A 23,830-nucleotide genomic window follows, 5' to 3' on the forward strand; every position below is an offset into this window, starting at 1 on the left:
TGCTGCTAAAAAAGCAACCGCTAAGAAAGCTGCTCCTAAAAAAGCTGCTGCTAAAAAAGCAACCGCTAAGAAAGCTGCTCCTAAAAAGGCTGCTGCTAAGAAAGCTGCTCCTAAAAAAGCTGCTGCTAAGAAAGCCGCTCCTAAAAAAGCTGCTGCTAAGAAAGCTGCTCCTAAAAAGGCTGCTGCTAAGAAAGCAACTGCAAAAGCTGCTCCTAAGAAGAAGGCTGCTGCTAAGAAGAAAGTGGTTGCTCCAGTGGTACCACAGACTGATGCTCCTTCAACTGAAGCATAATTACGATTTTACACACTGTGAAATAAAGGTTCTGGTGAATAACCAGAACCTTTCATGTTTTATATAAGGTCGGAATCGCCAAAGAGCCTGTCCCGGCCTGCACAAATGTGATGCTTGTCGTGATAATGGAAGGGCTATGATCCGGTTCGTGGTAAAAAGAAGCTTATTTCCAGCAAGCACTTCACTATTTTTATGAGCGCTGAAAAAATCCGGGAATATACTACACGCTCTGTCAGGAGATAATTCTGAAAGGGATGATTTCCAATGACAAAAGCGTTTAAAAAAGGCAATAATTCCTCTTTAAAAAACCGAAATTCGCAGTTCAAATCAAATTATGCCGGATAACAGCACTATCGCAGACAACTTCTCATTGCTGTCCAAGCTAATGGACATCCACGGCGAAAATAGCTTCAAAGCCAAATCCTTCGCCAACGCAGCTTTTACCGTAGAAAAGCTTCCTACATCTCTGCAGGATATGCCTATTGAAGAAATTGCCAGGATCAAAGGATTTGGAGAATCTATCAGCAAAAGCATCCAGGAAATGCTGCAAACAGAACAATGGAGCCTGCTGGATACTTATATCCAAAAGACACCTGCCGGCATCCTTGAAATGATGAAAATCAAAGGCCTTGGACCTAAAAAGATCGCTTCCATCTGGAAAGACCTGGAAGTCGAATCCCTCGGAGAACTTCTCTACGCCTGCAACGAAAACCGCCTCATGCTCCTGAAAGGCTTTGGCCAGAAAACACAGGACAGCGTCAAACAAAGCATAGAATTCTATTTCAGTAACCGAGACCGCTACCTCTTCGCTGAGGTAGAAGCCCTCGCCAATGAACTGGAAAAAGACATACAAACACGCTTCGCCCCTGCTTCCGCATCCCTTACCGGACAAATAAGAAGACAGGAAATCATCATCGATGAAATCGAAATGGTGATTGATGCCTCTCCCGAATTAATCCAGGAGACATTAAATACACTTACGCTCATCGAAGAAACACCCCACTCGCTGCTGTTTCAGCATGCGCAAAAAGTAAAAGTGAGGGTCTACCCTTCCGCCATCGACGACTTTGGCAAATCACTCTTCCTTACCACCGCCACGCCAGCTTTTATCGAAAGCTTCTTTGCTGCAGGTGGTGCAGCCGGCATCACTCCTGGAGCTACAGAAGAACAGATCTTCACCCAGGCGAACCTGCCCTATCTCCCACCCTGCCTTCGCAATGATGGCAGTATGCTGCAGGTACAACAGCTCCCTGAACTGATCACACCACAGGATATCAAAGGCATCATTCACTCGCACAGTACATGGAGCGATGGTCAGTATTCCCTGGAAGAAATGGCACTCGCTGCCAGGGCGCAGGGCTTTGAATACCTGGTAATCAGCGATCACTCACGTTCGGCATTTTATGCTAACGGACTCAGTATTGAGCGCATTGCTGAACAGCATGCACAGATCGATGCACTCAATCAACAACTCGCGCCTTTCCGCATTTTTAAGAGTATCGAAGCAGACATTCTCAACGATGGTAATCTCGACTATCCAGATGAAATACTGGCATCATTTGACCTCGTTATCGCTTCTGTTCATTCCAATCTGAAGATGAGTGAAGAGAAAGCTATGAGCAGACTGCTGAAAGCGATTGAAAATCCATATACAACTATCTTAGGCCATATGACTGGCCGGCTTTTGCTAAGCCGTAACGGTTATCCTGTAGATCACCGCCGCATCATTGATGCCTGTGCCGAACATCGTGTTGTGATAGAACTCAATGCTCACCCACGCCGTCTTGACATTGACTGGGAATGGATACCTTATGCACGTGAAAAAGGCGTATTGCTCTCCATAGATCCCGATGCCCACAGCATAGAAGGTTACAAAGATGTCTACTACGGTACACTCGCCGCCCGCAAAGGAGGCCTGACTGCCGATGGCAACCTGAGTAGCTATTCAAAAACAGCTTTAGAAAACTACCTCCTCAACAGGAAAAAATAACGAAAAATGAAACTGATCTATATCTATGATCCCATCTGTGGATGGTGTTATGGCTTTACGCCCGTGATCCAGGAGATCCAGGAAGAATTTAAAGGAGAGATATCTGTAGAGATCTTATCTGGTGGTATGTTACTGACTGCGAATCGCCGCCCTGCCTCTGCCATGTACAACTACATCAAAGAAGCACACAAACAGGTGGAAAGCGCCACCGGCATTATGTTTGGTGAACCATTTCTGAATGAATACCTGCGCTCCGACGATATCATGGACTCCGAAAAACCAAGTATCGCACTGACTGTATTCAAGCATTATCAACCAGAAAATGCGGTCAACTTTGCCCATGATATGCAGGTAGCTCTCAACTTTGAAGGCAAAAGCCTCAATGATATTGATACCTATATCCCCATTCTGGAGAAGTATAATATTCCCGTGCAGGCATTCCTGAACAACATGAAGGAAGATGATAATAAATATGCCACTCACCAGGAATTTAATATCGTGCAGCAATGGGGTATCACTGGCTTTCCGGCCGCTATTCTCGAAAAAGACGAACAGTTATACCTGATAGCCCGTGGCTTCACTCCTAAAGCACGACTGCTGCAGGCGATTGAGGAGATAAAAAATAAATGATGTATCAGATCACTCATGCTACCACGCAGGACATTCCTGTCATACAGGAACTGACCCATCAAATCTGGCCGGCAACCTACCTGTCTATCCTGACCCAGGCGCAACTGGACTACATGATAGCCACGATGTATAGCACGGAAGAATTGACCAAACAGCTTGTATCCAATCATACCTTTCTCCTCATCCGGGATGGTGAAAGAGCGATTGGCTTTGCCGGTTACAGTCCTAAAGAAGAAGCAGGTGTGTACAAACTGAACAAAATATACCTGCATCCTGACTACCAGGGAAAAGGCGCGGGAAAATTCCTGATCAGCGTCGTCATGGATCAAGTGAAAGCAACCGGTGCAACCCTACTGGAACTAAATGTAAACAGGTACAACAAAGCCCGCTATTTCTACGAGAAAATTGGTTTTGAAGTATACGAAGAAAAAGATATCGATATCGGCAATGGATACTGGATGAACGACTTCGTGATGAGGAAAGTGCTATAAAAAAATCCAGCCTGGTAAAAATACCAGGCTGTTTCCCAAGTTAACCATTAAAAGACACAACTTTTCTAATTAAAATCTTTGGGTGTTTCAGCTAAAAGTGATGCTGAATTTTCACCGCTATGAAGATACATACGGTAAATGTTTAAACACGGATTTTACCAGAGATTTATTTTTTGATTTTTTTTCCAGGTTTCTATTATCTATTAAAAATCAAATAGATAGAAAAAAGAAAGTCCCGCACTTTTGGTGCGGGAACTGATGACCCCGTAGGGTATTTTCGGTTAATAGACTAAAAAAGTCGGGGTAATATCTCATGATCGCTACTCCAGCCAAACCGGTAGCTAAGCATTAGTTCATGTGATACTGACTGGGCTCCTTTTAAATTCGAATTTGTAGGTGTATCATACGAATAGCCCATTTCAAATTGTGGAGAAATCCTCACGCCAACCATACCTGTCACAGTCTTCTCCGATCTCCAGGATGCGCCCAGCCAGACTAATTCCTTTAAGAGAACACTGGCATTGAAATCATAACTCAAACCTGATCCTTTCACATCTCTTAATAATAAAGTAGGCTTGAATTTCAGGTCATCATTAATATCAAATACATAGGCCGCCTGCATATAATAATGTGGCCTGGTTACAATCCTGTTCACACTTTTTCCAATATCAAAGCTTTTGAACATTGGTGCACCTAACCCCAAATAAAACCGCTCTGTAAACAGTGCAAATCCGAAGCCAACATTTGTCTTCATATAACTCAGGTTGCTGGCAAAGGTAGGATCCGTAGTTGTCAGTGAACTGTTATTCTCCTTATACTGCGACATACCCACAATCAGTCCCATAGCCAGCTGCAACTCCTCATTGAGGTGTACCTTCTGTGAGGCAAACAGGTTCAGATCTGTACGGGTATCTACTGTAATACTTTCCCTCATCGCAGAAAGCCCCAGCGTAGTCCCTTTTTCATTTATTGGCGAATAAAAAGAAAATGTAGCCGTTTTAGGTGCTCCATTTACCCCCACCCATTGATTACGACCGTCTACAGTTAACCGGGCTGACTCATCCAAACTTGCATAGGCAGGATTGATGGCCAGACCATTGAACATATACTGGGAATAGATAGGATCCTGTTGAGCCTTTGAAGGCAAATAGCATGCAAGAAGGACAAACAGGGAAATTATTACTTTCTTCATATGTACGGATTACAGGCACAGAGGCAAATGCCCCCATGCCTGGTTTTCTTATGATCTCTTTATGACAAGGAATCCGGTGTATTTGATCTTCTTACCTGAAACATCTGTTGCATGGATAATGAAGAAATAAGAGCCATCCGGAACATCCTGATTTTTTGCACTGCCTGTATTCGCCTTACCGTTGAAATTGTTCGTCTTGTTATTATAGCCTTTCGTTGTGAACACAGTACCACCCCAACGGTTGAATACTGTTACTTCGTTATCAGGATAAGCGTCAATATTTTCAATGTACATAGCGTCATTACCCAATCCATCGCCGTTCGGAGACATTGCAGGATGTACCCGCAGGTTACCGTTGTTGTTGTCCTTCCATCTGCCATCAGTAATGAAACGCTCAACATAGTCAGGTACACCATCACCATCCACATCACAATCCATGCAGATCTCAATCAGACCCGTTGCTGTACTCAGTGAATCGAGCGTAGGTATATTCTGGGTAGATGATACTGTCGCCCTGAGTAAACGCATACCAAACATCTTGTTCTTTTCTACACTATTCACCAATACCGGAATTGATGTAGTATTAGTGTTTGGCATGATGAGCAGTGGTGTTACCGATCCATCGTAATCTTTACCTGCCGTTGCGACACTCGTCCCCTTCAACAGTTCCCCATTTCCTGGTTCGTAGAACTCATAATAGATAGTGATGATACGTGAGCTGGCACGATTCATCTTCAGTTCGAATGGCAACGGAACACCTATTGTATCAAATGGAACGACTATAGAGAACTGGTTCTGGCTGAATCCTATTCTCATGGTATCATTGTCTGTTACCGTATTCCTTACTTCATTTGCCAGACCTACAAAGTAAGCAGGGCCACTGCTCAGCGGATCGTACGCCTGTACACTTGCCTGCAGCCATCCATCATCATCATTCAGTTCATTGTCATTTACCACTACTGTGAAGGAAGTTTCCTGTGCTCCTGCAGGCATCGTTACTATATAATTAGTTCCGGAAGCAACTGCATTACGCACGGTAACTGTTCTGTAAACATCGTTGGTCACTGTTACTGTAATAGGCAGGTCCAGGTTGATTGACTTCGTAGTTCTTACAAAGAACTTCACAGAGTCTCCTTCCACGATTGTGCTGGTTGATGCAAACAGATTTACCTGCGGTGTATCGATGTTATTGTTATAAATTATTACCGTTGCGATGAAATCACTGGTGCTCAGCGGCCACGTTACTAAAGGAATATTTGAAGTAACAGATGTCAACATAGATGTCACTGTCTTGGCAGTACCAGCTGTCAGCAGTCCTGAAGGCTTGACATCGAATGTAGACATACTGGAACCGGCAGGAATTACTACACTACCGCTCAACGCTGTGTAATCAGTACCTGCTACTGCCGTACCTGATACTGTATAATATGCTGTTACATCCTGTGTTGCTACCAGTGTAGAGTCATTAAATCTTACCCGGAACCGACCAATTGTAGATGGCTGGTAAGCATCTGCGATACGTTCTATTACCATTGAACGTGCTGTCGCCTGAGGACCGGTATCACTACTTTCATCGTCAAACACATTCATGTACATAGTACCACTGCTTACATACAGACTCTTTATTGCCCCGCCTTGTTCGGTAGTGGCTCCTGTCAGTTTTACCTGGAGTACCAGGTTACCCTGCAGAATAATGTCGTCTATGATATATACCGGCACTGTTACCGAAAGACTACCAGCAGGAACGATAACTGTGGTCTGTACATCCTTGATATTGGTACCCGGATAGGTAGCCACCAGCGTAACACTTACATCGGTCGTAGATACTGCCGGCATTACTACTTTAAAGGAACCATCGGTAGCTGGTTCTGCAGCATCGGCTACTTTCTCCAGCGTGATAGGCTGACCTTCCGCATCCAGCACATTGAGTGGTGCGATGGATGCAAAAGAATAACCGGTAGCACTATCTACAAACTGTAATACGGTAGGACCTTCTATTTTAAAATTGTTTGGTATGTTCAGGAAGAAGGTCACATAATTACTGTCTTTCGGCAGTGTTACGAACCTTGGAAGCCCCGTGTAATTAGTAGTATCAGCAGTAGATGATTCGGCAGCAACAACAGTGATGTTGATATCGCTGGAAGAAGTCATGCTGCTGTTTACAAAGCCAATCCTTACCCTCGTGGTGTTACCCTTATGAATGCTGGCAGAATCGATGATCATTTGCAGCTGTGTACTGGCAGGCGCATCATCAATGTACAGATCCAGGCTATCTACCGTTACTGTGCTCATTGATGGGGTATTCCCTAATATTCTCAGCAACTCAGCACCCTCAATGATATTATCAGATTTGGCAGTGATCACAAAGTCAACATATCCCGAAGTATCAATTGTTACCGTAGTGGGTACGCCGGCATAATCACCCGGACCGGCTACGGATAGATTGCTCGCGGTTACGTTCAGAGAAACAGGTGTATACAATTTGATGCCGGCAGGGAAGCTTGCTCTTACAGTATAGGTATTACCTTCCTGCACATGATCACCCTGCGATGCAGGTTCCGGTGTGAAGGTAACTTTCAGATTCGCGGGATCATTCGCTGTTGCATCGATCATGTTCAATGTCACAGAATCACTTGGATAACCCGGTGCATCGATCGTGACTACCAACGTTTCATTGTCCCCTATTATATTATCAGCCAGTGCTGATACCGGAACAGGGATAGTTATTGAATGCGTCGTGAGCGTTACCGTCTGTGGTAAACCACTATATCCGCTGGTGGCCTGTGAACTGGTGCCACGGCCCAGGGTAATTGTCAATGGTGCTGTCGGTACATTATTACCAGGCAGTGCGATGGTAATATAAGCACCTGTACCACCTTCCACAATGTCTGTACGATCTGTTGTAATTACAAGACTACCTAATTCAGTCACATCCTTGATAGTTACCGCGGGGGCCTGACTGACAGTTACACCTGCTGTAAGCGCTGTTGCAGCAGTTCCACCCAGAATCAATTGCTCATCGCCTTCCAGGATATTATCCTGAACGATGTTGATGGCGGTGAGGTTCGATGTTGGGTGACTGGCATCGAGTGTGATCGTGGTAGAATCCAGCGTGAAGTCTGAAGCATCTGCGGTAGAACCTGTCACAATCGTTGGTGTGATAGTAATCGGTACTTCGGTTGTGATACCAGCAGGTAAACTGAATGTATAAGTATAAGCGCTGCCCTCCTTCATTTCAGTTGCACTTGGAGTAATAGATACTACCCTGTTGGCAGCATTATCACCTGTCGCATCCAGGATAGCACCAGAAATGGAATTGATGGCCAGTCCTGTGAGTGACGTGGTAGCTGCATTGAAAGTAAAAGCTTCTGTATTCTCGAGGATATTATCTGCCAGTGCACTAAAACCATTTGTCACCGTCTTACTGTTTGTATTTGGTGGCATGTAAATGGTGTTACCACTACCGATATAATAATCGGATGGAGCGGCTACTGTAGTGCCATCAGGCGTGAGCACGATTGCCAGTGAATCGCCAGCCATGATACCACTCTTGGCAAATGCCAGGGTAAGGTTGGAACTGTTACCTTCTTTGAGCGAAGGAGTCGTCATAGACAGGTTCAGCACTTTATTACCAGCAATCAAACTTGTTGTATCCCTGATAGTGATCAGGCAGGAATCTTTGATATAACCGGCTGGAGAAGCCACTACATAATAAGATTCATCATTTTCAAGTAAACTGTCTTTCAGCGCTTTTAATGTGAAAGTGGCACTTGATTTATTCTTTCCAATGGTAAGCGTGCTCAATGAAAGTGTTGCATCAGAAGCGATCGCTTTGGATGAAACACCTCTTGCGATTGGAATGTTCATATTAGCACCTGCTTTCAGCCCATTTGGTAAGGCGACTGTCACAGTGCTGGTGGTACCTTCCAGTATAGAAGCCGGTACAGGCGTCATTACCAGCGCCATTGACGAATCATAGTCAGCATCTTTTATTTTCAGGGTGTCGCCTTTATAAGGATAAGAACGACCTGCACCTACGTTATCCGTTGAAGTAACATCCAGTACAATGGTTTCCGGAGTAGGCCCTTCCAGTAAACCGTCGGCAAAAGCAATGATATAAATGTTTGCTCCTGTACCTAGTTTTGGAATAGTAACCGGACCATTATAATACCAGAAGTCAAAGTCAGTACCATCGCTGGCGGTAGATTTACTATAGTTCAGGTCTACATTGACGGTAATAGGCACCTCTGTGCTAACCCCATCAGGCAGCTTGAACCGTACGTACCCTTCATACCCTTCCGTCATCGGATTGACAGACGACGGATTGACCAGGCTGGAAACGATCTGCGCATAGGCCGGGTTGAAGTAAGTACTATCATTAATAGTAAGACTTGTCTGGCCAGTAACGTTAATTCCTAATACAGCACCTTTAAATTGTAATACAAGGGTCTCTGTATTTTCCAACACCTTGTCAGACTTGGCACTGATAGTGAAATCAGGGCTATAAGTACTGTTAGCCGGGATAGTGATAGAAGCCGGTACCACATAATCGGTATCACCTGCTGTAGAAGACGCATGGGTAGAGAAGGTCACTATCACATCTTCAGGAGATGTAGAGGTCATCTTCAACCTGGCCTTGGTACTATTACCTTCCAGGATAGCTGTACTATCCATAGTGAGGGTCATACCCCGGGCCTCATCATCGACAATGGTGAAATCACACTGTGAGGTACCGGAAATCGTGATCAGATCCGTACAGGTAGCCGCCAGTTTGAGGCGGAGCGTACGGCTGTATTCCAGTTTGTCGTTACCTATTATATGAAGATTCGGGATCTTAATGGTCCTGGCGGTAGTATAATCACCTGCGGGAATCAATACACCCTGTTCCGGCAGTGTAAAGTCAGTACCTGCCACTGCAGGATGTGCATAACTATAAGTAGGGTCATACTGTAATAAAACATAAACCGGGGCATTGAGTTTGCCACCGGACACTTTAAGCGTTACGCTTGAATCAATATGTTCCCCCTGCGCTGCACTTCCTTCGTTGGTAGAAAGCGTGGCACTCGAGAACTGCACCGACACATTGCCCCAGCCTGTAACAGGGATAGAGTCAACCAATGCCGCGACAGTATCGAACTCGGTTTTGGTCGTACCATAACCTGATAATACACGGAAAGTCCTGTAATTCACAGGTGTAGCGGTAAAGTTGTTATCATATATCGGCATACTGCGCATGATACCCATAGAACGACCCCGGCCATCCACACCATCTGCCACTACATTGTGAGGGTATAATCCATCATCATCCAGGTAAAAGCGGTTCTCAGGAATAGACGCTTCAAAAGATTTGAATTTCCTGTACATGCGGTACACATGGCTACGTGGAGATTCTGCCGTTTCAGTACAGGCAACATCCCTGTAGATACCAATAGTAGTAGTATCGCTATTAATAAATCCGTATCCACATTTACTGGCTTCATCGGGATCGGCGGTAGCATTAGGCCCCATCACCACCTGCTCAGAAAGGTAAAACAGTACACTGGTATAGTCATTTGTACTTGCCTGAGGCATGTGCATAACATAGTCCAGGAAAAAGTAGCTTGTATTCTTTACATAGGTAATAATACAAGTCACGGTACCTGTCTGGCCGGTTGGATATTTGAAATATGGATCGAGGACTGTACCTACAACATGAATTTTATAAGGATCGGCATAAGAACCGGATCCTGATATCGGGGAGATGTAACAACTACCAGGCGCCTTGGGGGTTGTCCTATCCGTCATATGAGACAGGTTCTTAAAATCAAAAAAGGCCTTCATACCCAAGGAGCTATCCGCCCGGTTGTAGCTTTCGGTGAGACCATTACGGGTCACAACGATACTACCATCGGTGTAGATATCGATCTTCAGGTCTTTGGAGCCACTGGCCCCCCCGGTAGGATTGATAGTAGCCTTTACGGTTTGCGCGATAACCTGGCTCTGACTGCATATCAATAACAACAGTATTGCAAAGAACATCCTTTTAAGTGATTGCGACACTTTCCGGGGTGTAATAGTTGCATTCCATTTCACAGAATTGGGAAGCTTGAACATAGTAAAGCGTGTAAAGTTCTATAATCCATCTAATTACTTTAATCAGCCATGTTTTAACCATTTAGAGAAACGGTTAAAAGCCTTCACGAAAAATGCAAAAAGGCATGGTAATGAAAATGTTACCTGCAACAGTATTGTAGGAAGTGAGGGATTGGGACACGATGCTGATTCACGGGAGGCCTATTATTCAATCATTCACTGTACATCACACTGCGCTATAAGATAACCTTAATATATCGAAATACAAACATATTCAATATTCCATATTTACACAAAATATTTTATATTAATTGTTAATATGTCTTGAATATAAATGGGGATAACTATCTTTTTAAACTCAGAATCAGATTATTGTAAATTCACATATTTATCCACATTCCATTATTTTATGAAGAAAGTGATGGTATTTTCCCGTGTGTTTTTCCGAACGGCAAAAAATTACGCTTGTTCTGTTTTTGATAATAAAAAAAGAACAAATGCATTGTTTTTAGCCATAAAATAAATTTAGATTTGCAAAAAACAAGTAATAATGTCTACGATAGCTAAATCTAACATTGACTTTGCTCTTCCTTATAAAGTAAAGGATATGTCTCTGGCAGAATGGGGACGTAAAGAAATCGAGCTGGCGGAAGCTGAAATGCCAGGTCTGATGTCGCTGAGAGAAGAATATGGTAACAGCAAGCCACTGGCAGGTGCCCGTATTGCTGGTTGCTTACATATGACTATTCAGACAGCTGTTCTGATCGAAACCCTGGTACACCTGGGTGCGGAAGTACGCTGGAGCTCATGTAATATCTTTTCTACACAGGATCACGCTGCTGCTGCTGTTGCTGCTGCAGGTGTACCTGTATTCGCATGGAAAGGTCTGAACGAGCAGGAATTTGACTGGTGTATTGAACAGACCCTGTTCTTCGGTGGCGCTGACCGTCCATTGAACATGATCCTGGATGACGGCGGTGACCTGACTAACATGGTATTTGACAAGTACACTGAACTGATCCAGCATGTAAAAGGACTGAGCGAAGAAACAACTACCGGTGTGCACCGTTTATACGAGCGTATGCAGAAAGGTACTCTGCCTATTCCTGCTATCAATATCAACGACTCTGTTACCAAATCTAAATTTGATAACAAATATGGTTGCCGCGAATCCTGCGTAGATGCGATCCGTCGCGCTACTGACGTAATGATTGCCGGTAAAGTAGCTGTTGTAGCTGGTTTCGGTGACGTAGGTAAAGGTTCTGCTGAGTCGCTGAGAGGCGCCGGCGCACGCGTGATCGTAACTGAAATCGATCCTATCTGTGCACTGCAGGCTGCAATGGAAGGCTACGAAGTAAAGAAAATGGCTGATGCTGTGAAAGAAGCTGATATCATTGTAACCACTACCGGTTGCCGCGATATCATCACCGGCGAACACTTCAAACTGATGAAGGACAAATGTATCGTTTCCAACATCGGTCACTTCGATATCGAAATCGACGTTGCATGGCTGAACAAGAACTATGGTAACACCAAAGTTGAAATCAAACCTCAGGTTGATAAATATACCATCGACGGTAAAGACATCATCCTGCTGGCTGAAGGTCGCCTCGTAAACCTGGGTTGTGCTACAGGTCACCCATCTTTCGTGATGAGTAACTCTTTCACTAACCAGACACTGGCTCAGCTGGAACTGTGGTTACATACTGACAAGTATGAGAACAAGGTGTATGTACTGCCTAAGCACCTGGATGAGAAAGTAGCCCGCCTGCACCTGAAGAAAATCGGTGTGGAACTGGATGTACTGACGCCTACTCAGTCTGAATACCTGAGCATTCCTGCCGAAGGTCCATACAAACCTGACTATTACAGATATTAACAGGCGCATTTGCGCAAAAGAAAAGGGGCTGCCAGTGGTAGCCCCTTTTTGTTTTTAGTGGCTTTACCGTTACTTTTGTTATATGACAAAGTTGAGCGTAAATATTAACAAGTTTGCCACCCTGCGCAACGCCAGAGGCGGTAACCTCCCGGATATTTTGAAAGTAGCACAGGATTGCGAACGTTTTGGTGCCGATGGTATCACCGTTCACCCCAGACCAGATGAACGTCATATCCGTTATCAGGATGTATTAGACCTGAAGCCATTAGTTACAACAGAATTCAATATTGAAGGGTATCCTTCCAGGGAGTTCATTGACCTCGTATTGTCTGTAAAACCAGAACAGGTAACACTGGTACCCGATCCTCCCCACGCTATCACTTCTAATACAGGGTGGGACACTATTGCCAACCAGTCATTCCTGAAAGAAGTGATCGGCACTTTCAAAGCAGCCGGTATCAGGGTGTCTATCTTCCTAAATGCGGAGCCTGAAAAAGTAGAAGCGGCTAAAACAGCGGGTGCCGACAGGATTGAATTATATACAGGTCCTTATGCGGAAGAATTTACCAATGCAAGAACGCAACAACAGAACTTCCAGCTACTGAACGATTATAAAAATACCGCCCGTGCTGCTACAGCCATCGGGTTAGATATCAACGCAGGCCATGATCTGAACCTGGATAACCTGCGCTTCTTCAAGCTGCATATCCCGCAACTGAAAGAAGTTTCTATCGGTCACGCTTTGGTATGCGATGCGCTGTACCTGGGGCTGGAAAACACCATTCAATTGTATAAGCGACAACTGAAGGTAGCCGAGTAGTTAATAACTCCATTCCTTCAGCGGCAAATTTATTCCAAACTGGTTCAGCGCAGCACTGCGCTGATACCAGGCCCTCGCATAGCGGAGCTGGATCTTCCTCGTCACCACGCCTACTCCAGCCGAAAATCCACTCAGGCCCCTCCACTGAGGATCTGATAATTCCTGCCTCCGCAAGTGATTGTACCCCGCAGTCAACGTCACGTAACGCCCTATTTCCCAGTGTGCTGCCAATACAAAATGCCTGAAGATCTTATCTACAGCCTGTCCTCCTGTTTTCACCGTGTCTCCGTTAGTGATCAGACTACTTTCCTGGAATCCAGGATCGGCATACCGCACATCATATTGATAGATGTGATGAAGTGTGGCCGATAACTGTAATGGCACTCCCGTGAGCTTTTTAGATATGCCTGCCTGTAAATCGAAGGGCAAAGGCTCCTGATTGCCAGGTGTATAAGTGCTGAGCTGTAAGCCCATATTCTTTGCCAGGAGACCGGCCTGCCAGTGATGGGCCGTATCTTCATAGGTGAGTCCGAAATGAAGTACAAGACCTGCTGCACTGTACTGCTGATAGCGGGATTGCACAAATTGTAAGGTTGCACCATAATGCCATTTCTCCAGGTACTGACGGGAGGCCGTCACCTGAATAGCCATATCCCGGGGATTAAAGGAGCCCTGTACCGTGCCGGCGGCATCGGTTTGAGTAACAGAACCATAGTTTATATATTGAATGCCCCCTGCAAAGGTAGTCTGCAGCTTTTCTACATGATAGCCCAAAAGCGCCTGGGCATATAATACATCCGCAAAATAACTGGTGTAGTTGAGTTGCAAATTCGTATGCATTTCCGAACGAAGTAAGGCAGGATTGAGGCTGGAAAGTGCAAGGTCATTTCCCATCTGGCTAACATTGATGCTGCCCAGGGCCGTTTGCGCAGGAGATACAGGAAGGTCCAGGAATGCAAAAGTGGCTTTCCCTCCCAGTACCTGGGCAAAGGAAGATTGGGTAAGCAGTAGGAATAGGAATATGAATCGGTACATCCCGACAAATATAAAAAAATAATAAGGCCATTCTGCCGGGAGCAGGATGGCCTTACTTTAAAACCCTTAAAACAATCAACATATATCCATTACCGGTCCCAACTGTGAAAAGGGCCGGTATAGACTTGTTACTTCTTTAATAACGCTATATCGATCACTTGGTTCATTTCTTTTACAAAATGGAACTTCACCCCCTTGATATAATCGGGATTAATTTCCTTGATATCTTTCTCATTCTGCCAACAGAGGATGATTTCTTTAATCCCCGCCCTTTTGGCAGCCAGTATTTTTTCCTTAATACCACCTACCGGCAATACCTGTCCCCTGAGGGTGATCTCGCCGGTCATTGCCAGGTAGGATTTTACCTTTCTGCCTGTAAATGCGGAAGTTAAAGCGGTAAGCATCGTAATACCGGCACTTGGACCATCTTTTGGAACAGCCCCCTCCGGTACGTGAATATGTACATTCTTTTCCCGGAACTGCTTTGGATTGATATTGAACTGGTGTGCATTTGCCTGCAGATAGCTCAGTGCCGTACTGGCAGACTCTTTCATTACATTCCCCAGGTTACCGGTCATCTGCAGGTCACCCTTGCCTTCACTCAGGCTGCTTTCAATGAAGAGGATATCTCCACCTACATAAGTCCAGGCAAGTCCAACGGCTACTCCCGGAGGATTACCTACCTTGTAGATCTCATTACTATAGCGGGCTTTACCCAGTATTTGTTCTACATGTTCTTCTGTCAGGCTATCCGGCAGTTCCTCTTCCAGGGCTACATCTTTCGCCAGGGAACGCATGATGGAAGCCATTTGTCTGTCCAGTTCACGCACACCACTTTCGCGGGTGTAATCCTGAATGATCCTGTCCAGCACACTGTTGCTGATCCTCATTTTCAATTGCTTGAGGCCATGGGCTTCTTTCTGCTTGGGTACAAGGTGACGCTTGGCAATTTCTACTTTCTCTTCGATAGAGTAGCCACTCAGGTCAATGATTTCCAGACGGTCCCGCAGCGCAGGGCTGATGGCGTTGATATCATTGGCTGTTGCGATGAAGAGCACCTTGCTCAGGTCATATTCCAGCTCCAGGTAGTTATCATAGAAAGTACCGTTCTGCTCAGGATCCAGTACTTCCAGCATAGCGGAGCTAGGGTCGCCACGGTGATCATTGCCAATCTTATCGATTTCGTCCAGGATCATCACCGGGTTGGAGGTCTTCACCTTGCGGATGCTCTGCAGGATACGGCCGGGCATTGCACCGATGTACGTTTTACGGTGACCACGAATCTCGCTCTCGTCATGCAGTCCACCCAGACTGAGACGTACGTATTTACGGCCGATGGCACTGGCAATAGAACGGCCCAGGGACGTTTTACCAATACCCGGAGGTCCTACAAAGCAAAGGATGGGTGACTTCATGTCTCCTTTCAACTTCAATACGGCCAGGTATTCAAGGATACGCTCCTTGATCTTATCCATGCCATAATGGTCATTGTCCAGTATCTTTTTCGCCTTTTTCAGGTCGTAGCTATCTTCGGTATACTCCTGCCATGGCAGGTCCAGCATCAGGTCCAGGTGGTTGTACACCACGGAGTAATCCGGAGTGCTGGGGTGCATGCGCTCCAGTTTCTCAATTCCCTTACGGAACAATTCACCAGCCGCTTCTGTCCATTTTTTCTTCTCTGCCTTGCGCTGAAGCTCTTTTACCTCACGGTCATTGCTATCGCCTCCCAGTTCCTCCTTGATGGATTTGAGCTGTTGCTGCAGGAAGTATTCACGCTGCTGCTTGTCAAGATCAGCCTTGGTCTTGTTGGTGATCTTGTTCTTCAGTTCTGCCAGCTGAAGTTCTACCTGCAATAGCTTGAGCAGCAGCTCTGCACGTGTGCGCAGGTTATTGATTTCCAGCAGTTGCTGTTTTTCTTTCAGGTCGCAGTTCAGGTTGGACGACACGAAATGCACCAGGAACGATTCATTTTCAATATTCTTGAGGATGATGCTGGCTTCTGATGGCAGATTGGGAGACAACTGTATGATTTGTCCTGCCAGGTCTTTGATCGTAGATATATATGCGTCAAACTCAGGATCGTCAGTTACAATTTCGTCCTGTAATATATCAATCCGTGCCTTGAAGTATGGATCTTCAGCAACGATCTCATTTATCTTGAATCTTTTACGCCCCTGAATGATAATGGTAGTACCACCATCAGGCATTTTGATCAGTTTTACGATACGGGCTACTGTCCCTACATCTGCCAGATCAGCAATAATCGGATCTTCCACAGTACTGTCTTTCTGAGCGACTACACCTATCAGCTTATCGCCACGGTATGCGTCATTTACAGCTTTAATGGATTTATCTCTGCCTACCGTGATGGGAAGTACCACACCAGGGAAAAGTACAGTATTTCTCAAAGGTAAGAGTGCCAGCTCATCGGGTATATTGTCCTCTTCCTGCCCTTCCCCATCTTCATTCAGCGGGATAATTGGCATGAATTCCATTTCCTCTTCCGAATTCGTTAAGTAAAATCTATTCATCTCCGTAATTTAAAATCAAAAAGTAGCCAATTTGTCAGCCTCTGGCTATTCTTTTCGCCTTTTTTCTAAGCATAGGTATATTGTCAAGTTTAATGCCACGAAAAAGAAAAGAGTTTTCCATTATTAATATACGTAATACCGTTTCAATTAAGTTTAAAATAAAAACTCGCTTTTACCTGTCAGTAAAAGCGAGTTTCCACCGGTGCTTGCCTATGCAAATATGATTACAGTGTAACACCTACACCCAGCTGGATAGCCTGGTTCTTCCAGTTGCCTGTATTGGTCACATCATTTACGTTCTTCACGTCTGTGAAACCTACCACGTAGCGGGCACTGATATTTACGATTGGCAGCTGAATCCACAGACCTGCTACACCGGAAATGTCACCACCATGGAAGGCATCATTTGCTCCTTTGAATACATTCTTGTTGGAAACCAATGCACTGAACTGAGGACCTACCTGCAGTTTAATGCGGGGACTACCCAGAGAGAAGTTTGCCAGGAGAGGAATGCTCAGGTAATTCAGATTAATCTTCTTACCGTTATCGCTCAGGTTATCAGTATTGTAAATTTCACTGAAATCGCTGGTTGTTTTAGTCTGGGTAGAAGAGAAGATCAATTCACCCTGTACGCCGAAACCTTTTGTCAGGTTTACCTGTGCAAAACCACCCAGGTGATAACCAAGGTTAAAGCCATCTTTATAACCTTTACCATCCAGTTTACCCAGATTGGCACCGCCTTTCAGACCAAAACGTAAGAATCCGGATTGGGCATTAACAGTTGTAGTAGAAAATGCAGTCACACACAGTACTGCTACGGCGAAAAACAGTTTTTTCATATAAGCGTTTTTTTTCAACAAGGTTTTTAATTAAACGGATAATTGGTTTTTCTATTATAAAAGACGAGTCACACACAAAATACCCCTATGCCGACATGGCGATGTGAGCAAATTTTATGCTACATTTCTTATTGAAATGAATATGTGGAGAAAACAGGAGGATTATTTTTTTAATGTATAGGCAATGCGTGCTGTGAAGTAGTTGACCAGCTTCTTATCTTCACCCTGGAATGGTTTAAAAATGGTATAGGATGGAGCCAAAGTGAATTTACCCACGATATAGGATGCACTTACGGTAAGATCCAGTGCCCGCATTTCAAATCCGGTATTGGACTTCCGGGTGGTGGCAGGATGAAATACCTCGTGCGGCTCATTCCCCTTCATCCATGGAGAACGGGAGATATATTGAAATGCACGTAAATTGCTGTAATAACGGGCAGTCCCCATGGTTAGCCCTACCGAAGGCGTCAGGAGGAAGGCATCATCCGTTTTCAGGACATCCACAAAAATAAAGGGATGACGTACTGCTGCTACAATGTTGAAGTCATTGCCAGACAGATGCCGGGTAAGTGCAGGTTCACCATTGGGACCTTTCGGACCTTTCGCTTCTTCACAACTTCCCCAGCCGAAATCCAGGCTGATACCGGGTTGTACCCACCAGTCACGGTAGTAGAAGTAAGCAAAGAGTTCATTATTAATGGGCGTAGCCGGAACGTCGGCAGAATCAGCAAAGATGTACCTGGTATAGGATACACCGGTCATAAAATGTTTGCTTTTGGAATAATCGTACCCTGCAGAAAAATCCCATTCAAACCAGGGCGTACCCAATGAGTTGAACAGGTAATAATTACTGGCAGTACCATAAAATCCACTTTTATGATAATAACCTAAGGTGGGAGACAGGAAGGTTTTCATGACCACCGGCCGTTCTCCATTGTTCACTTTACTACCGTAAGCAGGATTGTTACCATACCCAACACCTATTATCAATTCACTTTTCTCCCGCTTTCTCAGCAAGGAGTCAAGTTGCTTTTCCAGTTCGGCAAGGGACTGGCTCCATACAGCCTGACTACAAAACAGAAATAAGAAAATACAAAAGCAGCGGCGCATGCACGAAGCGTTTAACTAGCTGCAAGATAAGCGAAATAAATTAACATTACTGTCTATACCAGCTCAATCACCGTTATTTCGGGTAGTATACCTACTCTACCCGGATACCCCAGGAAACCAAAGCCACGGTTGACATACAGGCGCTGATCTCCTTCCCGGTACAACCCTGCCCATTCTTTAAAGACAAAACGGGAAGGACTCCATTTGAATCCGGGAATTTCAACGCCGAACTGCATACCGTGGGTATGCCCTGCCAGCATCAGATCAATATCCGGGTACTCGGTTCTTACCTGCGCATCCCAATGGGTAGGGTCATGAGACATTAATATCTTAAATGGTAGTTTTTCCGCACCCGCATAAGCTTTCTTCATGTCGCCATATTTGGGGAAACGCGCCATGGCACTCCAGTTTTCAATACCAATCAACCCTATCTGCTGTCCTTCTTTCTCCAGCACCACATGTTCATTCATCATGAGCCGCCATCCCATATCGGCATGTACCTGTTTCAGGGCTTCCAGGTTCTGCATACGGAGGTGACTAAAACCACTGGCATCCCTGTCCGGCCATGCATAATAATCGCCATAGTCGTGGTTACCCAGGGTGGAATAAACGCCCATAGGCGCTTTGATCTGGCTGAACAGGGATTTGTATTGATCCATCTCACTGGCCAGTTCATTCACAAGGTCGCCGGTAAATAAAACAATATCCGCCTTTTGCGCATTGATCATCTCCACTCCCTTACGAACGGCGTCATAGTTATCAAAGCTACCGGAATGGATATCAGATAGTTGTAATATTTTCAGGCCTTTGAAAGCAGGTGGCAGGTTCTTGAAAGCAAGCTTCATCTGCCTGACCTTATAATTGTATTTATTAGAGAGACCATATATAAAGGTGGCGAACATACCTCCGCCGGTGATGAGGGCTAACTGGGTCAAAAAGCGGGAACGGGAAATCCCCCGTACCGTCATATCGGCTGCCTGGGGAGTGGAAAAGCGCTGAATAATCCAGGTAACGCCCCTGCGCAGGTCGTCGAGTAACAGGAAGACCGCCACCAGCAATTTGGCAAATACAACCGCAAAGATGATGGTGAGTACATACCCCTTCAGATGCCTGGACCAGTCCTGCCAGTGTATATAAGGCATGAGCATTACCAATAATAAAACCAGGGCCGAAATGACCCAATAGGTGGTAAAGGCGATCATTTTAACACGGGCTGCCGCACCGTAAAATACAGCCCTGATGGCCATAAATACATATAAATCCAGTAGAAATAATAGCCCTGCCAGTAAAAATGTGTTTAATCCTGCGCGCATCTGCTTGTCGTTTTTCCTGCAAATCTTTGTTACACAAAAATAGTGCGACCCTTGCTAAAAACAGGTAGACGAATGAGCGTGGAACATATTGCATGGAACATTCCTTTTTTTCTAAATCATTTAACAATTTATCGCAATAAATTAATTTTCAATTAATTAACAACAAAAAGTGAGGAATTCTGTGAATAAATAAATATACCCCCTCCGCTTAATTTTCTTTAATCGTTGTACTTTTGTCGAACTTAGGTTATTTATAGTTAGTAATGAAGGCATAACAGTTGATGAATAATACAGTGGCATTGAATTTGCGGGCTGGTGCATTCTAATTCATTGATTGTTAAGGCATAAAGACACTTAGAAAGATATGAAGCTTACATTTTACGGTCATTCCTGTTTTGCAGTAGAAATTAAGGGTAAAAAGATTGTTTTTGATCCATTTATCACTTACAACGAGTTGGCGAAGTCTATTGATGTCAATACACTGGAAGCGGACTATATATTTATGTCTCATGGTCATGAGGATCATATTGCCGACCTCGTTCCACTGGCCAAACGTACACAGGCCACTGTTGTTGCAGCACCTGAGGTATTGGGCTGGGCAAAGAAACAAGGTGTGGAAAAAGGACATCCCATGAACATTGGCGGTAAATGGAACTTTGACTTCGGAACTGTAAAATGTGTAGTCGCTACCCACAGCAGCGCTATGCCCGACGGGTCTTATGGTGGTAACCCTGTAGGATACGTATTCACCACAGCAGAAGGTAACTTTTACTTTTCAGGCGATACAGGACTAACCATGGATATGCAGCTCATCCCCCGCTGGGCAAAATTAGATTTTGCGGTGTTACCACTTGGGGATAACTTCACTATGGGAGCCGAGGATGCGATTATAGCTGCAGAATTTATTGATTGTAAGAAGATTGTTGGTGTTCACTACGATACATTTGGGTATATTAAGATAGATCAGGAGAAAACGAAACAACAGTTTGCACAGGCAGGCCTGGAATTGCTTTTACCCGCAATAGGAGCTACTATCGATTTATAAGAATAAGTATATATTACACCCATGAGCAACTGACTAGCGTCTTGCTGCCATGGCCTATTTATTATCCTATAGTAAACCTAAGAAATACCTAATCAACAATGGCAAGAGTAATTGCAATCGCGAATCAAAAAGGTGGGGTAGGAAAGACTACCAGCGCTATTAACCTGGCAAGCAGCCTGGCAGTGCTGGAGTACAAAACACTGCTGGTGGATGCCGACCCACAGGCAAATAGCACCACCGGTTTGGGTTTTGACCTCCGCAACATACATCAGAGTTTGTATGACTGCATGGTAAACGATGTTCAGGCCAAAGACGTAATCCTGGAATCGGATACCCCGAACCTGAAAGTACTCGCCTCCCATATTGATCTGGTAGGTGCTGAACTGGAGCTCATCAACCACCCGAACAGGGAACAGGTGATGAAGCAGGTTATAGATGGTGTACGGGATGATTATGACTTTGTAATAGTAGACTGCTCCCCTTCCCTCGGTCTGATCACTGTAAATGCCCTGGTGGCATCTGACTCTGTGATCATTCCGGTACAGTGTGAGTTCTTCGCACTGGAAGGTCTGGGAAAGTTATTGAATACTATAAAAATCGTTCAGAGCCGCCTGAATACACACCTGGCCATTGAGGGTATCCTCATGACCATGTATGATGGCCGCCTCCGCCTGAGCAACCAGGTAGTAGACGAAGTGAAACAACATTTTGAAGAAAGCGTGTTCAATACAATCATTCACCGTAATACCAAGCTGGGTGAAGCACCTAGTTTCGGTAAATCCGTGATCATGTACGACGCGGCAAGTACAGGCGCTATCAATTACCTGAACCTTGCCAAGGAAATACTGCAAAAGAATAACTTTACACGCATTAACCTTGAAGATAAAATACTAGCAATCAACAATGAGCAATCAGAGTAAGGGCACCCCTAATCAGGGTAAAGGCACTCCTAATAAGAAAGAGGCGCTGGGTAAAGGTATCCGCTCGCTGCTGGCAAATATTGATACTGACCTGAAACAAACCTCCAATGCACTCAATGAGCAGGTGGTAACACAGGCTACTGGCATTGAGCGTATCCCGCTCGACCAGATTGACATCAATCCCAAACAGCCGCGCCGGGACTTCGATGAGAAGGCTTTGCAGGAACTGAGCATGTCCATTTCTTTGCACGACGTAATTCAACCAATTACCGTATCAAAGCTGGGGCCCAGGAAATATCAGCTGATAGCAGGTGAACGCCGTTTGCGTGCAAGCCGGATGGCAGGTCTGAAAGACATCCCTGCCTACATCCGCCAGGCAAACGATCAGGAACTACTGGAACTGGCGCTGCTGGAAAACTTACAGCGTGAAAATCTGAATGCCATAGAAATCGGCCTGAGCTACAAACGCCTCATGGATGAGGTAATGCTCACCCAGGAACAGGTGGCCGACCGCATGGGTAAAGAAAGAAGTACTGTCACCAACTATATCCGTCTCCTCAAACTGCCACCAGATATCCAGGTAGCAGTAAGAAACGGTCAGATCAGTATGGGCCATGCCCGTGCACTCATCGCCGTTGAAAATGTAGAAAAACAACTCTTCATCTTCAATGAGATCATGCAAAATGGCCTTTCCGTACGCCAGACTGAAGAACTGGTGCGGAAAACCTCCCATATCGACAAAGGAAATGTGAAGAAACCAACTAAGAGCACATTACCTCCGCCTTATCAGAAAATAGAAGATAACCTGGCCAGCCACTTTTCCACAAAAGTGAAACTGGATAGAAGCAAGAACGGTAAAGGAAGCTTAACGATCGAGTTCTACTCCGATGAAGAACTTGATAGTATATTAGAAAAAATAGACTTATACGGTGGCTAAAAAGTCCGGAAACATACTTCATTTTTTATTGCGCATTTGTTTCCTGGCTTTGCCGGTATTATGCCTGTTGCATACTACTGCAAGTGCCCAGGACAGTACCAAAGCAGAATGGTTGAGAAAACAACAGCCAGATAGCCGTAAAGACAGTGCCGAGCTTTTTATCACGAAAAAAGATTCTTCAGCAGTTGTCAAAAAAGACTCTGCCGGACCTATCGTTCAACCTCCCATTCACAGCCCCCGTAAGGCCGCCCTCTACTCAGCCGTATTGCCAGGCCTGGGGCAGATCTATAACAGGGAATACTGGAAATTGCCACTCATCTATGCGGCACTGGGGATCACCACCGGTACGTATATTTTCAATATGAACAAATACAGAACCTACCGGGATGCCTACCGTATACGTATGGATGGCAACGCGGATACCGTAGACGACTACGTAGGTCTGTACAGCGACGCCGGCCTCAAATACCTGCGCGACGGATACCGGGAATATGTAGACTACTCCGTTCTCGTATTCGTACTCGCATATGGCCTGAATATCGTAGATGCTACCGTATTCGCACACCTCCGTAACTTTGATATGAGCGATGACCTGAGCTTTAAAATCACACCAACCGTGATCAACAACCAGGCCCTGGGCATCTGTCTCAAAGTAAATCTCGGTGGCGGTAAAAAGAAAGCTGTACGCTCTCTGGCCATGGCGCCAACCAAATGGTAAATACATATAATCAACA

General features: G+C 45.0%; 17 protein-coding genes. 10 read left to right on the forward strand and 7 right to left on the reverse strand.

What is annotated here, in order from left to right; all coding sequences use genetic code 11:
• From ABDW33_RS30300 to ABDW33_RS30315, 4 genes are all read left to right on the forward strand, one after another.
• Positions 1 to 292: hypothetical protein (locus ABDW33_RS30300; RefSeq protein WP_343693833.1), on the forward strand; the 292-nt coding region annotated here is incomplete at its 5' end.
• Between the two features lie 334 nt (positions 293 to 626).
• Positions 627 to 2,282 carry a helix-hairpin-helix domain-containing protein gene (locus ABDW33_RS30305; RefSeq protein WP_343693834.1) on the forward strand — a complete coding sequence of 552 codons (1,656 nt, stop codon included), beginning with the start codon at positions 627 to 629 and terminating at the stop codon, positions 2,280 to 2,282.
• A gap of 6 nt (positions 2,283 to 2,288) precedes the next feature.
• Positions 2,289 to 2,912, forward strand: coding sequence for a DsbA family protein (locus ABDW33_RS30310; protein ID WP_343693835.1), 624 nt, complete (start codon positions 2,289 to 2,291; stop codon positions 2,910 to 2,912).
• Positions 2,909 to 3,403: a GNAT family N-acetyltransferase gene (locus tag ABDW33_RS30315; RefSeq protein WP_343693836.1), complete on the forward strand. Its 495-nt coding sequence runs from the start codon at positions 2,909 to 2,911 to the stop codon at positions 3,401 to 3,403. The genes ABDW33_RS30310 and ABDW33_RS30315 overlap by 4 nt, the downstream gene beginning before the upstream one ends.
• Positions 3,404 to 3,692: 289 nt before the next feature.
• Here the strand turns inward: ABDW33_RS30315 and ABDW33_RS30320 are convergent, their stop codons facing one another.
• On the reverse strand, positions 3,693 to 4,595 hold the full coding sequence (locus ABDW33_RS30320) for a type IX secretion system membrane protein PorP/SprF (RefSeq protein WP_343693837.1): 903 nt from the start codon (positions 4,593 to 4,595) through the stop codon (positions 3,693 to 3,695).
• Between the two features lie 48 nt (positions 4,596 to 4,643).
• Positions 4,644 to 10,688, reverse strand: coding sequence for a Calx-beta domain-containing protein (locus ABDW33_RS30325; RefSeq protein ID WP_343693838.1), 6,045 nt, complete (start codon positions 10,686 to 10,688; stop codon positions 4,644 to 4,646).
• Positions 10,689 to 11,217: 529 nt separating this feature from the next.
• Here ABDW33_RS30325 and ahcY point away from each other — a divergent pair.
• Entirely contained in the window at positions 11,218 to 12,546 is a 1,329-nt protein-coding gene (gene ahcY, locus ABDW33_RS30330; RefSeq protein ID WP_343693839.1) for an adenosylhomocysteinase, read from the forward strand.
• Positions 12,547 to 12,628: 82 nt separating this feature from the next.
• On the forward strand, positions 12,629 to 13,366 hold the full coding sequence (locus ABDW33_RS30335; protein WP_343693840.1) for a pyridoxine 5'-phosphate synthase: 738 nt from the start codon (positions 12,629 to 12,631) through the stop codon (positions 13,364 to 13,366).
• Here ABDW33_RS30335 and porQ read toward each other — a convergent pair whose 3' ends face one another.
• From porQ to ABDW33_RS30360, 5 genes are all read right to left on the reverse strand, one after another.
• Positions 13,367 to 14,401 carry a type IX secretion system protein PorQ gene (gene porQ / locus ABDW33_RS30340; RefSeq protein WP_343693841.1) on the reverse strand — a complete coding sequence of 345 codons (1,035 nt, stop codon included), beginning with the start codon at positions 14,399 to 14,401 and terminating at the stop codon, positions 13,367 to 13,369.
• A gap of 128 nt (positions 14,402 to 14,529) precedes the next feature.
• Positions 14,530 to 16,932 (reverse strand): endopeptidase La, encoded by a 2,403-nt coding sequence (gene lon / locus ABDW33_RS30345; RefSeq protein WP_343693842.1) that lies wholly within the window; start codon positions 16,930 to 16,932, stop codon positions 14,530 to 14,532.
• Between the two features lie 224 nt (positions 16,933 to 17,156).
• Positions 17,157 to 17,771: a porin family protein gene (locus ABDW33_RS30350; RefSeq protein WP_343693843.1), complete on the reverse strand. Its 615-nt coding sequence runs from the start codon at positions 17,769 to 17,771 to the stop codon at positions 17,157 to 17,159.
• A 162-nt stretch (positions 17,772 to 17,933) separates the two neighbouring features.
• Positions 17,934 to 18,881: a hypothetical protein gene (locus ABDW33_RS30355; RefSeq protein WP_343693844.1), complete on the reverse strand. Its 948-nt coding sequence runs from the start codon at positions 18,879 to 18,881 to the stop codon at positions 17,934 to 17,936.
• Between the two features lie 53 nt (positions 18,882 to 18,934).
• A complete protein-coding gene (locus ABDW33_RS30360) occupies positions 18,935 to 20,194 on the reverse strand; it encodes a metallophosphoesterase (RefSeq protein WP_343693845.1) in 1,260 nt (419 codons plus the stop codon).
• 364 nt (positions 20,195 to 20,558) lie between these two features.
• Here ABDW33_RS30360 and ABDW33_RS30365 point away from each other — a divergent pair, with 364 nt between their 5' ends.
• The 4 genes from ABDW33_RS30365 (at position 20,559) to ABDW33_RS30380 (ending at position 23,814) form a co-directional block, all read left to right on the forward strand.
• Entirely contained in the window at positions 20,559 to 21,239 is a 681-nt protein-coding gene (locus tag ABDW33_RS30365) for a metal-dependent hydrolase (protein WP_343693846.1), read from the forward strand.
• Positions 21,240 to 21,337: 98 nt separating this feature from the next.
• A complete protein-coding gene (locus tag ABDW33_RS30370) occupies positions 21,338 to 22,159 on the forward strand; it encodes an AAA family ATPase (protein WP_343693847.1) in 822 nt (273 codons plus the stop codon).
• Positions 22,143 to 23,096, forward strand: coding sequence for a ParB/RepB/Spo0J family partition protein (locus tag ABDW33_RS30375; protein WP_343693848.1), 954 nt, complete (start codon positions 22,143 to 22,145; stop codon positions 23,094 to 23,096). Before ABDW33_RS30370 ends, ABDW33_RS30375 begins: the two co-directional genes overlap by 17 nt.
• Positions 23,089 to 23,814, forward strand: a complete 726-nt coding sequence (locus tag ABDW33_RS30380) for a DUF5683 domain-containing protein (RefSeq protein ID WP_343693849.1) — start codon at positions 23,089 to 23,091, stop codon at positions 23,812 to 23,814. The genes ABDW33_RS30375 and ABDW33_RS30380 overlap by 8 nt, the downstream gene beginning before the upstream one ends.
• Positions 23,815 to 23,830 lie beyond the last annotated feature (16 nt).

The organism is Chitinophaga sp., from assembly GCF_039596155.1.
Lineage (GTDB): Bacteria > Bacteroidota > Bacteroidia > Chitinophagales > Chitinophagaceae > Chitinophaga.

Bases quoted from the DNA above. Each gene is read 5' to 3' on its own strand.
- ABDW33_RS30305 (WP_343693834.1), top strand. From the start codon at position 627: ATGCCGGATAACAGCACTATCGCAGACAACTTCTCATTGCTGTCCAAG.
- ABDW33_RS30310 (WP_343693835.1), top strand. From the start codon at position 2,289: ATGAAACTGATCTATATCTATGATCCCATCTGTGGATGGTGTTATGGC.
- ABDW33_RS30315 (WP_343693836.1), top strand. From the start codon at position 2,909: ATGATGTATCAGATCACTCATGCTACCACGCAGGACATTCCTGTCATA.
- ABDW33_RS30320 (WP_343693837.1), bottom strand. From the start codon at position 4,595: ATGAAGAAAGTAATAATTTCCCTGTTTGTCCTTCTTGCATGCTATTTG.
- ABDW33_RS30325 (WP_343693838.1), bottom strand. From the start codon at position 10,688: ATGTTCAAGCTTCCCAATTCTGTGAAATGGAATGCAACTATTACACCC.
- ahcY (WP_343693839.1), top strand. From the start codon at position 11,218: ATGTCTACGATAGCTAAATCTAACATTGACTTTGCTCTTCCTTATAAA.
- ABDW33_RS30335 (WP_343693840.1), top strand. From the start codon at position 12,629: ATGACAAAGTTGAGCGTAAATATTAACAAGTTTGCCACCCTGCGCAAC.
- porQ (WP_343693841.1), bottom strand. From the start codon at position 14,401: ATGTACCGATTCATATTCCTATTCCTACTGCTTACCCAATCTTCCTTT.
- lon (WP_343693842.1), bottom strand. From the start codon at position 16,932: ATGAATAGATTTTACTTAACGAATTCGGAAGAGGAAATGGAATTCATG.
- ABDW33_RS30350 (WP_343693843.1), bottom strand. From the start codon at position 17,771: ATGAAAAAACTGTTTTTCGCCGTAGCAGTACTGTGTGTGACTGCATTT.
- ABDW33_RS30355 (WP_343693844.1), bottom strand. From the start codon at position 18,881: ATGCGCCGCTGCTTTTGTATTTTCTTATTTCTGTTTTGTAGTCAGGCT.
- ABDW33_RS30360 (WP_343693845.1), bottom strand. From the start codon at position 20,194: ATGCGCGCAGGATTAAACACATTTTTACTGGCAGGGCTATTATTTCTA.
- ABDW33_RS30365 (WP_343693846.1), top strand. From the start codon at position 20,559: ATGAAGCTTACATTTTACGGTCATTCCTGTTTTGCAGTAGAAATTAAG.
- ABDW33_RS30370 (WP_343693847.1), top strand. From the start codon at position 21,338: ATGGCAAGAGTAATTGCAATCGCGAATCAAAAAGGTGGGGTAGGAAAG.
- ABDW33_RS30375 (WP_343693848.1), top strand. From the start codon at position 22,143: ATGAGCAATCAGAGTAAGGGCACCCCTAATCAGGGTAAAGGCACTCCT.